Source organism: Methylorubrum podarium, from assembly GCF_040270385.1.
Lineage (GTDB): Bacteria > Pseudomonadota > Alphaproteobacteria > Rhizobiales > Beijerinckiaceae > Methylobacterium > Methylobacterium podarium.
In genome coordinates this window covers 1-11,129 of sequence record NZ_JBELQE010000039.1, presented here as the reverse complement: position 1 = coordinate 11,129, position 11,129 = coordinate 1, and the positions used below count along the sequence as shown (strand labels likewise).

Here is an 11,129-nt window from a genome sequence, read left to right as displayed (position 1 = left end):
ACCCCGAACCCCTCCCCCTTGCGAGGAGGGGTTCGGGGTGGGGGACTGGACCGAACTCGTCAGCCAGACACCGGATCCGAGATCCGTCCCGCCAGTGGCCCCCGCACCGAGCCCTCCCCAAAAAGAAGCCCGCACCGGCGGGCCGGGCGGGTCGAAGTCTTGGGAGAAACAGGCAGCAGTCCTGTCGTTCGGGTAACCTGAGTCGAGCGGCGCGGTTCATCGCACCGGACGGGAAAACATCGTTCGAGACGACGCTCCGAGCCTCCATCCGGAGCGAGCATCCGGGATACGCCTGCCGCTCGGTCACTCGTCGACCCGCCGGCGGTCCCGGAACCTCGCCTGTACCCGTCGAAACGATCGACGGGCGTCAGATCTGGAAGGACAGCACGGCCCGCGTTCCGATCCGGCCGGGGACGTAGGTCAGGGCCGAGCGCAGGTTGGAGGCCATCGCCCGGATGATGCGCGAGCCGAGGCCGGTGCCCTTCGCCTCGCCCTCCCCCGTCCAGCCGATGCCGTCGTCCTCGACGGCGAGCTGCAGCGTATCGGGCCCGTCCCGCGTGACCTCGACGCGGATCTCGCCCGGCGTCTCGGACGGGTAGGCGTATTTGTAGGCATTCGTGACCAGCTCGGTGACGACGACGCCGAGGGACACCGCCTTGTCGGTGGCGAGCCGGATCGGCTCCGCCTGAAGCCGGATGGCGTGGTCGCGGCCGGATGCCTTCATGGCGAGTTGCAACTCCTCGACCAGCCCGGCCAGGTAGGCGTCGAGCTCCACCGCCTCCACGTCCTCGGAGGTGTAGAGCCGGCGATGGATGCCGGCGATGGCCGAGATGCGGGCCTGCATCTCTTCGAGGGCCTGTTTGGCGGCCGGGTCCGCTACCGCGTTGGTCTGCATCCGGGCGAGCGCGGCGACCAGAGTCAGGGAGTTGGCGACCCGGTGGTTGACCTCGCGCAGCAGAAGCTCCGCCCGGTCGCGCGCCTCGCGGACGGCGGCTTCCGCCCGCTCCTTGTCACGCCGCAACGCCTCCTGGCGCAGGGCCGTATCGATCGCCTCTCCGAGCAGTTCGCGGAACTGTCCCTGGAGATCCTTCCAGACGTAGTCGACTGCGCCCGCCTTGAGGGCCGCCACGGCGACCCGGCTGTCCTCCGAGCCGGTCACGTAGATCACCGGCGGCGCCTCCGGCAGGGCGCGGAGCCGCGGCAGCAGGTCGAGCCCGGTCCGGTCGGGCATGTGATGGTCGAGGGCGATGAGATCGACGCCGCCGACCTGCGCCCGCGCCAGCCCGGCCTCGCCACTCTCGGCCAATTCGACGTGATAGCCCCGCGCGCGGAGCGAGCGCTGCACGAGGCGCCCGAGGCCGGGATCGTCGTCGATATAGAGGATGCGGGCCGAGGCCGGGCCTGTGTCGGTCATGAGTTCTCGGGAACCTGGATGACCGAGAAGAACAGCCCGAGCTGGCGGATGGCGTTCGAGAAGCCTTCGTAGTTGACCGGCTTGGTGATGTAGACGTTGGCGCCGAGATCGTAGCAGCGCTGGATCTCGCGGCTGTCGTCGGTGGTCGTCAGGACGACGACGGGCGAGCGCCTGGTGTGCGGGTTGGCTTTGATTCGCTCCAGGATGTCGATGCCGGTCATGTCCGGAAGGTTGAGGTCGAGCAGGATCAGCAGGGGGCGCCGGCCGCTCGCCTCGCCGGTCCCGTCGGCACCGAACAGGAATTCGAGCGCCGTGGTGCCGTCGCGGAAGGGCACGATCTCGTTGTTCACACCCGCGCGGCGGATGTTGCGCTCGATCAGTCGGGCGTGACCCTCGTCATCCTCGATCATCACGATGCTGACGGCATGGAAGGGCGGCTGCATGGTCACTCCGCGGCCAGGGACATCGTCTCGGGTGGATTCGACGTCGCCGCCTCGCCTCGGCCTGTAACCGGCTCGCGGGGCAGCGTCACGACAAAGGTTGTTCCGATGCCCGGCCGCGAGGAGACCTCGATCCGGCCGCCGAGAGCGCGCACCAGTGCCTTCACGCTGGCGAGCCCGATCCCCTCCCCCGGCTGATCCTGCGCGCCGGAGCGCCGGAACAGTTCGAAGATGCGGCCGTGATCCTGGGGTGCGATGCCCCGGCCGTTGTCGGTGACGGCGTAGCCGACCCGGTTGCCGGGCGCGGATCTCGCCGTGATCGCGATCTGACCGGGCCGGGCCGGATCGAGATATTTGAGGGCGTTGTCGATGAGGTTGCCGAACACCTGCTCGACGGCCAGACGGTCGGCCACGATGTCGGGGAGAGAATCCGACACCGTCACCGTGGCCCCCTTTCGGTCGGCCTGATGGCGCTGGGCATCGGCGATGCCGCGGACGAGGCGCGTCATCGCGAGCGGCTCCGGATCGAACCGGCGCCGCCCCTCCCGCGAGAGCTTCAGGATCGCCGCGATCAGCCGCTCCATCTTGATGACCGCCGCCTGGATGAAGCCGAGCGCCTCGGCGATGTCGTCGTCGATCCGCGCGCCCTGCGGATGATCGCGCAGAAGCTCGCGCAGCTCCTCGCGCACCGCCTCCAACTCGCTCGTGAAGCCCATCACGTTGACGAGCGGCGCCCGCAGGTCGTGGCTGACAATGTAGGCGTAGCGCTGGATCTCCTCGTTCGACTCCCGCAGCTCGGCCTCGGCCTCGCGCTGCTCGGTGATGTCGGTGTGGACGCCGACCCACTCGCGGATGGCGCCCTGCGCGTCCAGCACGGGGACCGCGCGGATGGAGAAGTGCCGCCACAGCCCGTCCCGGGCCAGCACGCGGTGCTCGTGGACGAAGGTGCCGCGGCTGGCGACCGTCGCGTTCCAGGCCTCGACGCTCGCCTGCCGGTCGTCCGGATGGACGGCGTCGGCCCAGCCGAACCCCTCGTACTCGGCGCGGCTCTGCCCGGTCAGCGCGGCCCAGCCGGGCTGCTCGCCGGCCATCCGTCCCTGCGGATCGTTGGTCCACAGCACGCCGCGCACGGCTCGCACGGCGGCTCGAAACCGTTCCTCGCTCGCCCGCAACTCGCCCTGGACCCGCTGCTGGTCGAAGGCGGAGGCCAGCATGGCGAGGAACAGGATGACGAAGGTGACGCCCGCGACGTAGAGGGCGAGGTTCTGCTGACCAATGCTCGTCGCCGCGAGATGAGCGGAATGGGCTCCCGCATCCTCTGCGCTGATCGTTGCCGCCGCCATGCCGGTGTAATGCATTCCGGCCACCGCCACGCCCATGACCAGGGCGGCCACGAAACGCTGCCAGACGCCCGTCGGCTGGAACGTCAGCCACAGGGCGACGGTCGCCGCCGCGACGGCGATCCCGACGGACAGGGCCACGATGGGCACGCTGTAGGCGAGGTTGCCGGGCATCCGCATCGCGGCCATCCCGGTGTAATGCATCGCGGCCACGCCGATTCCCATGACGGGGCCGGCGACGAGGACGTCCCAGCGGCCGGCCTCCCTGCGGCCGACCCAGGCCAGGGCCGCGCCGGTCACCCCGATGGCGATCAGGAGCGACAGCAGCGTGTCGCCGAGGTCGTAGGCGGCGGGAAGGCCCATCTCGAAGGCCAGCATCCCGACGAAATGCATCGACCAGATCCCGCCGCCCATGGCGAGCGCGGCACCGAGGAGCCAGGCCCAGCGCGATCCCGATCCGGCGCCGCGCATGCGTCCGCCGAGGTCGAGCGCGGTGTAGGAGGCGAGCACGGCGATGGCGAGGGACAAAGCCACGAGAGCCGGGTTGTAGCCGGTAGGAACCATCGTCGTATCGACACTCGGGGACCGAACGGTTGCGCGTCGCGGGCGTCGCCGGATCGGCTCCGCAGGTCGCAGCGATGCGAGCCGGGCGCGCAGGACCGCCCGAGACCGGATGAAGCTACATCGCTCCGGCGTGGGACGCCATCGCGTCGGCCTGTGATCCGAGGCGCGTTTCCGTGAGGCGAAGATTCCTCGAGCCCCGGGCGTCGTCGGTTGCGCACAACCTCCCGATCTTGTGAGACCACCTTAGGTGAGTGCCGGATGCGGTGATGGACGAAGGGCCGCATAATCCGGCAATCTGAGCGATGAGTACCGGATACGGATGCGGACACTTCAGCCGAATCGCCTCGTCACCACCCTTCCCATGCCCGCGCCGGTTCACGCGCCGCCCGATGAGAGACAGGCTGCCGATCCTCATCACGTCCATGAGGAACCGCTCAGGCTCGCGTCGAGCGACCCCGAGGCCGGCGATCCGTTCCGGCGTAAGCTCGCGACCTACGTGGAGCTGACGCCCGGCGACATCCGCGAACTCGACGGCTTGGCGGCGAGCGGCCGCCGCTATCCGGCGCAGACCCCGCTCCTCCATCAAGCGGACATTCCGGAGTGCGCCATCCTCGTCCTCGACGGCTTCGCCTGCCGCTACAAGTTCCTGACGAACGGACGACGCCAGATCACGGCCTACCTTCTGCCCGGTGACCTGTTCGAACTCGATCTCGAATTCCGGCTGCCCCTCGATTGCGCCGTCGGAACGCTGACCGCCTGCCGCCTCGCCCTGATCCCGCGCTCCGAATACGAGGACCTGATCCGCCGACGTCCGCGCATCGCCCGCGCGCTGCAGATGGTCCGGCTGACGGAGGCCGCGACGTTGCGCGAGTGGATCACCAATCTCGGCTCCCGGTCCGGCCCGGAGCGTCTGGCCCACTTCCTATGCGAGATGCTGTTGCGGCTGCGCGCGACCGGTCTCGCCTCGGAGAACCAGTACAGCTTTCCCATTACGCAGGCCGATCTCGCCGACACGCTCGGGATGTCGTGCGTGCACGTCAATCGCGTCCTGCAGAAGCTGCGCCGCGACGGGCTGATCGAGCTTTCCGGCCGCAGGCTGACGATCCTCAGGCCCGATGGTCTCAGGACGCTGGCCGAGTACGATGCCTCGTATCTCAAACCCGCCGCGACGCCCCTGCGACCCTCCGCCAGCGATCGCCCGGCGGCGTGACGGCTCCGGCGCGACGGACGGCGAGGGTCTCGACGACTTGTGTCAGAGGCTGTCGGTGGGCTGCACCCCGGCCCTGGCCGCCATCAGCACGGCTTCCGGCAGGGTCTTGACGCCGAGCGTCTCCATGACGTGCGCCCGATGGATCTCGACGGTGCGGGGGCTGAGGCCGAGGGCGCGGCCGATCGACTTGTTCGTGCCGCCGGCCAGCAACCCCTCCAAGACCTCCCGCTCCCGGGCCGACAGGGCCCCGATGCGCAGCTTGGCGTCGTCGCGTGCCTGGCTGCGCTCGCTGTCGGTGCGCAGTTCGGCCAAGGCCGCCGAGACCGCGGTCAACAACGCCGCGGGCTGCCACGGCTTTTCGAGATAATCGACGGCGCCGGCCTTCATCGCGCGCACCCCAAGGCCGACATCGCCGTGGCTGCGACCGATCACCAGCACGGGCAGGGCGAGCCGGCCGGCTTTGAGCGCCTTCGCCACCGTGAGACTCTCGGGCCCGGCGGCCTCGATGTCGAGGATCACGCAGCCCGGCTGCAGCGATCCCGCGATCTCCGCCAGCGCGGTGGCATTCGCGAAGACCTGAACTTCGTAGCCGGCCGGCTGCAGCAACGTGAGTAGCGCCTGCCGCGACGCCGCGTCCTCGTCCACCACGTAGATCCGCGCGCCGGTACGGCCGGTCACATCCTCGGCGATGCCGCCCATATGGCGGATGCGGCCATCCTCGCTCCGGATCGGGAAGAAAGTGTCGCGGATCCGCCGGACGATGCCATCGGACGGGCGCAGGATACGGTATTCCAGGACGACGACGTCGCCATCCCCGACCTGCTCGACCGTGCGGTTCGCGCTGTCGCGGTCGTCGGGATGAATCGTCGCGAGCCAACTGTCGATCGACCGCAATCGCTCCGGCGCGACGCCCCAGACATGCCGAATGGCACGACTGAGATAGGTGAGGCGCCGGCTCTCGAGGTTCGCGAGCCAGAGGACGTTGGTCGAATGCTCGGCAAACCGCCGAAAGCGCTCTTCGCGCTCGTGCCGGGCCGTCTCGTCCCGCTTCCGTTCCGTGATGTCGAGGGCGACGCCGACGACGCCCGTGGGACGGCCGTCCTCGAATTCGGTTCGACCGTGGGTGGCGACCCAGCGCTCGACTCCGTCCCCGATCCCGATCACCCGGTGCTCGAGGGTGTAGACGCCCTCCCCGGCCGGGTCGCAGCAGCGGGCGAGCGCGTCCTCCACCCGCGCGCGGTCCTCTGGGTGGACGGCCGACATCCAGACGGCGCGATCGACATGCGCGTCGGGCGGCAGCCCCCAGATCGCCTTGAGACGCCTGTCCCAGGTCAGCGCTCCCGTGGCCGGGTTCCAGCTGTAGGATGACAGACCGACGAGGTCGGCGGCCGCCTGCATCCGAGCCTCGCTCCGGCGCAGCGCCTGCGCCGTCCGCCCGGCTTCGTTCTCTTCCTCGACGATGAGGAGCACAGCCGGTTCCGATGCGCTCGGACGCCATGCCCGCGCGGCCGGACGTCCGAGGGGCAGCCCGCTGATCCGCGTCCAGCGCTCCGAGCCGTCGTCGGTTCGGTGGCGGAAGCGCGTGCGCAGGGCGACGTCGCCGCGCAGCGCCTTCGCGAAGGGATGGTCGTGCGCATCGAGGATCGTGCCGTCCGCCGCGTATCCGGTCCATCGCGGGGCCGCACCGGCGTCGGCGCCGGGCGCAGGACTCCGCTGAAGCAGCCGGTGCAGGACCGGGTTGTCCATCAGAGCATGGCCCTCCGACCCGAACAGTTCGGCTCCGATCGGCAGGTGTTCGATCGAGGCGGCGAGCGTGTCGTTGTCCGTCGAAGACGGAGGGACGGCGTCCTTGCGCGGATCGCCGGCGGGCTCCGACGGTCGCTGCAACGCGTCGAGCTGGAGCCCGATGAGCTCGGAGAATTGCCGGAACGCTTCCCCTATCTCCGGCTGGTCCAATCGGGCCGGCCTCGCGCCGACGGCACAGAGCGTTCCGAAGACGCTCCCGTCCCGCAGAACGATCGGAAAGGAGATGTAGCTGCGGAAACCGAGGCGCTCCGAACGGGGGAGCCGGCGGACGGCGCGGCCAAGCCCCGCATCGTCGATGACGACCGGCCGGCGGTGTCGCCAGACGTCCCAGCAGGGCACCGTGTCGGCGCGCAGACGGTCGCCCTCCCGCAGACCGAAGCCGACCTCATCCCTGACGCCGCAGGCCTGCCACGCATCCTCAGTCATCTGCGCGACGGCCGCGAACCCGAGGCCGGTGACGCGCCACATGACGTCGAGCATGGCCGGCAAGGCCGCGACGCGTTCGATCGCCGAAAGGTCTGGCACACGATGCAATGGTTCGCCCTGACATCTCGCTGAGGCGTTCATCGGTTGGACTCCCGCACCGGCCGTGCCGCGACGCACCGCATCGACCGAACCATGCGCAGAAAGGGTCCGACACGGCCCGCAGCCACGACGCAGATCATGCGAACCGCGCTGATCGGGATGCCGATCTGGCCAGGCTGGGGTGAGCCGGAAAAGGATCATTGAAAAAGTCGTGCGTTACCGCACGGGATGATCTGCAAATATATCCCATGCGGAGGCTAATTTCAGAAAAACAAGGCTATTCCATATCCTCCAGCTGCGAAAAACGACCTAAAAAATACAGTCAGCCTATCGCCGAGCCGGAGAAAGTTTTCTCCGAGGCATTGTCACTTGCTTCACAACGCACGAGCACAGATTTCGTGCCCCTTCGGACGCCATAAAGATGGTGGCCAGCAAGCCGGCATCAGATGATATGGAGATCGAGGCCTTGCCCAGTGCGTAAACCAGGAACGTCCGTTCGCCTCAAACGCTGCCGTTTCGACCCGGAGGCCGGGTCCGCGCATCGTTGTGGAGGTTTCTGGCGCGAAGGCTGGGACGAGATCGTACTGTTGCAATGACAGAGAATCTTATTGAACGAATAGTGTGATAATTTAAGAAAATACTCTCATGTTCCCTTCGGCGGCCGTCGTGTCAGTTCACTGGGACGCGCTGAGGCGCGCATCGTTTCCCGTGAACGAGCCCGCCGCACACCTATGACCGAAGTCCTAGATTTTTATGGGAGCCCATCGCTTCTCGACACCGGACGGCTCACCAAGGATCGGAGCGGTAACGGAGGCGTCGGCCGCTGAGTGACGGGGAAAATGGTGCTGCGAGAGAGGATTGAATTCTGGAAAACACGAAATTCCATAATGAAATCAACGATACGCTGTAAGTATAAATTCCTAATTGTTACGTTGGAATGGCTGTGGATTGTTACGCTTCCGCACTCTTGCGTACGGGTCTATGTTTCCGATGCGCTTCAACGATGAGCTAAGCCACAGCCATGTCTGACGATGTCGTTTTCAAGCCACATAATAGAAACATACATTCGCCCGACGAATTTAATGATATTGCGCCAGCTTTTCCAATCGCAATCACGTGTCCTCATTGCGGGAATAAAGGTACTTTTCAAGGAATTGCTAATGTTAGTGATGCCGGGTACTCCAAGAAGGGCAAGTGGTATAAGAACGGCGGATATTTGAATGAAGGAACAGTCAAGTACGTGACGGGGATTCGTCGGTGTCCAAATTTAGAATGTAATGGATTTATTACTTTTGTGGGCTACAGAAAAAGTCTCGGTGTTGATCCACTTTGGTTTGCGCCGTCACTTCTGATTGACTTCAATTCGAGCCGTATTCCTGAAAATATGCGCGAGACGATGGTGGAAGCAATCTCCTGCCATGGCGCGGGGGCGTACAGGGCCAGCGCAATTATGGTAAGAAGAGCGCTAGAACTGCTCTGTGAAGACAAAGGCGCTTCTGGAAATAATCTAAAGGACCGAATATCAAAATTATCTCAGCATGCTACTGTCTCGCCGTCGCTTCTAGCTGCTGCGGATCATTTGCGATTGCTAGGTAACGATGCTGCTCATATCGAGGCTAAAACCTACGATGACATTTCTGAGGCACATGCCAGCTTAGCAATCGAGGTTGCAAAGGAGCTTCTGAAGGCGGTTTATCAGCACGATGATTTGATTTCCCGGCTCGAAGCCCTCAGACGTACATAAAGATAATTGACAAAATATTGTCTTTTGTGTTTGTTCAACATACAGGCTGATGGATTTTGACGCTGGATGTCCAAAGCTATACAGATTTGCCAACGCGCACTGATCAAAGGCCTGCAAAAGCGGATAGGCCCCGGCGTATTCAGCCGGGGCCTTGGGATTGCCGGCCGCTGTAGCGCGCTAGATGCGGCTCGGCCTCCGGTCTTCTTCTTCATCGATGAAGCGCACACCTCCGTCTACGGTGAAGCTGCCGTGCGCAGGTGAGGTAGTTGGGCGCTTCGGCCACTGCCCAAGCTGCTCTAAGTGCCCAGCACCATCGACACTATAGACCGCGAGCGTGCCGCTCGGGTTCACCAGTTCGACATAGCGCTGACCATCTACCTCGTAGACGGAAGATGCCTCACTCGGCAGTCCAGCGCGTCCAGACTGAAACCACGCGTCCATCGCGCGGCTGATGAGTTCGTTGTCGGAAATCAATTCGGGTGTCCCTGATTCGTTGAGGGACTTCCCAGAGACAGCATGTTTCTAGGAAAATCCAATGGCGAGTTGAGGCAACGTATGTGCACTGCAGCATATTATGCTGCGAAGCAGCTCAAGCCGCGAGCAGCCCATTCAGTTCGTCGTCGGGGAGGGTTGCGTTCAGCACCGCGCTCAGCACGTCGTTGAGCATCTTGCTCTGCGCCTTATCGAGCGCGTGAGGCTGGGCGTTGCGGGTCGGGTGATCCGCCCGACAGATCGGGACCGTCGTCACCCACAAAATCTGATCTTCGTAGCCGTGGTGCGAAATCGCGCACAAGCCGTACTGTCCGTGGATTCCGATAGTCACGTCTTCAGGGCCGGCGATCCACCGACCCAAAAAGGTCAAGCCCTCCCAAAGGTCGGCGTGAACATCGCCGGCCTCGATCATCTGCGAATGCATAGGAAAACCCCAGATGCCGAGCCGGTTCGCGGGTCGCGACTTCTCTGTCGGCGAAGTGCTAATGACGCTTGAACGTTAGTTAGTCAACATAAATTTTCATGAAATCAAGTAATGATAAGTCAGCACTTACTTATCTTCGGCCAATGGCCCTTCGTTCTTCCTCAAGCAAGCGTTTGGCGTCAGCAACTAACTCTCGGCTCCATGTCGCGATAGGCACCGGGGCGTCATGCTTCAGCGCCCGCGCGTCCCGGACATGCCGACGTGTTCGCCCTTGGCGCTTAAGCGGATAGGCCGCCCAGATGTCGGGATGGCGCTGCGGGGCGAGATCGGTCTGGTATTCCTCACCGGCCTTGGCGTCCCATGCGCCCCCTGCCCTACTCAGCGCCCGTCGGATCGCCGGGGCGAACTCGGAATTGTCGAGGAAGATCGCGCCGTGGAGATGAAGGCGCCCGCTGTCCGTCGTCTCGATGACGATCCAAAGCGGCAAGGCCGCGCCCTGAAGCATCGGCTCGCGGTCCAGATGACGGCGCACGCGGCGGCTCACGTAGTCGAGTGGCCCGCGCTCATTGTCGTTGGCCGCCTGCTCCACATCCGGCGAGAGGTTGAGGGTCCAGGCGAATGGCTGTCCACGCAACGCGCCGGCTGCGTTGATATAGTCGAGTTTCGTCAGCTCCCCACTCTCCTCCCAGGTGGCGTGGAATCGCGCGCGTGACTTTTTCGTGCGGGTCTTTTCCTTCGCCCTGCCTTTGGTCTGAGCGCTTTTCCCCTTGGTTGTCGAGGGAGTGTTAGGGGTGTTGGAGTTGGCGGGGATTGGTGTGGGCTGTTTTGCTAAAGGTGCGGCAAGCGGCGCAGTCGCCGATATGACCTGAGAGTGGCGATAAGCCATTCGTTCGTAACGGTCTTTTCTGTCCCGCGCTTGAGACTTCCGCACACGCCCGGAGCGGCGCCCTGTTACCAAATCGCGCTTTAAGGAACCGTGGTGTTGGAGAGCGCGTGAGGGCTCTTCGACCGAATTGACAGGTGCGGAGGTGGTCTCAAGATCGCAGGGCAGGCCGGCAATCGCGGCGTCGATATGACCTGACCGGTATTTTGGACCGAGCCGAGTGAGAGGCTACTGCATGGCCGCTGCCATGGGTAGCCGGAAGGCCAGATCGGGGAAGCTAACAGGCG

9 protein-coding genes are annotated in these 11,129 nt (G+C 64.9%); 2 read left to right on the top strand and 7 right to left on the bottom strand.

Features of this window, described 5'->3' with window-relative positions; all coding sequences use genetic code 11:
* Positions 1-367: 367 nt before the first annotated feature.
* The 3 genes from ABS772_RS06200 to ABS772_RS06190 are packed head-to-tail and all read right to left on the bottom strand — an operon-like array spanning position 368 to position 3,758.
* Positions 368-1,414 carry a sensor histidine kinase gene (locus ABS772_RS06200; RefSeq protein WP_350392997.1) on the bottom strand — a complete coding sequence of 349 codons (1,047 nt, stop codon included), beginning with the start codon at positions 1,412-1,414 and terminating at the stop codon, positions 368-370.
* The gene (locus ABS772_RS06195) at positions 1,411-1,857 is read right to left on the bottom strand and encodes a response regulator (protein ID WP_238257963.1); all 447 of its coding nucleotides are present in this window, start codon (positions 1,855-1,857) and stop codon (positions 1,411-1,413) included. The genes ABS772_RS06200 and ABS772_RS06195 overlap by 4 nt, the downstream gene beginning before the upstream one ends.
* Before the next feature lie 2 nt (positions 1,858-1,859).
* Positions 1,860-3,758, bottom strand: coding sequence for a sensor histidine kinase (locus ABS772_RS06190; RefSeq protein ID WP_350392995.1), 1,899 nt, complete (start codon positions 3,756-3,758; stop codon positions 1,860-1,862).
* A 319-nt stretch (positions 3,759-4,077) separates the two neighbouring features.
* Between ABS772_RS06190 and ABS772_RS06185 the strand changes: the two genes are divergently transcribed.
* Complete coding sequence (locus tag ABS772_RS06185) at positions 4,078-4,968, top strand: Crp/Fnr family transcriptional regulator (RefSeq protein ID WP_350392993.1); 891 nt, start codon at positions 4,078-4,080, stop codon at positions 4,966-4,968.
* A gap of 42 nt (positions 4,969-5,010) precedes the next feature.
* Here ABS772_RS06185 and ABS772_RS06180 read toward each other — a convergent pair whose 3' ends face one another.
* The gene (locus ABS772_RS06180) at positions 5,011-7,500 is read right to left on the bottom strand and encodes a PAS domain-containing protein (protein WP_350392991.1); all 2,490 of its coding nucleotides are present in this window, start codon (positions 7,498-7,500) and stop codon (positions 5,011-5,013) included.
* Positions 7,501-8,320: 820 nt separating this feature from the next.
* On the opposite strand from ABS772_RS06180, the gene ABS772_RS06175 reads away from it, so the two are divergent.
* Complete coding sequence (locus ABS772_RS06175; protein WP_350392989.1) at positions 8,321-9,043, top strand: DUF4145 domain-containing protein; 723 nt, start codon at positions 8,321-8,323, stop codon at positions 9,041-9,043.
* A 177-nt stretch (positions 9,044-9,220) separates the two neighbouring features.
* Here ABS772_RS06175 and ABS772_RS06170 read toward each other — a convergent pair whose 3' ends face one another.
* From ABS772_RS06170 to ABS772_RS06160, 3 genes are all read right to left on the bottom strand, one after another.
* On the bottom strand, positions 9,221-9,517 hold the full coding sequence (locus tag ABS772_RS06170; protein ID WP_350392988.1) for a hypothetical protein: 297 nt from the start codon (positions 9,515-9,517) through the stop codon (positions 9,221-9,223).
* 115 nt (positions 9,518-9,632) lie between these two features.
* Positions 9,633-9,947: a hypothetical protein gene (locus tag ABS772_RS06165; protein ID WP_350392986.1), complete on the bottom strand. Its 315-nt coding sequence runs from the start codon at positions 9,945-9,947 to the stop codon at positions 9,633-9,635.
* A 142-nt stretch (positions 9,948-10,089) separates the two neighbouring features.
* The gene (locus ABS772_RS06160) at positions 10,090-10,845 is read right to left on the bottom strand and encodes a hypothetical protein (RefSeq protein ID WP_350392984.1); all 756 of its coding nucleotides are present in this window, start codon (positions 10,843-10,845) and stop codon (positions 10,090-10,092) included.
* Positions 10,846-11,129: the final 284 nt, after the last annotated feature.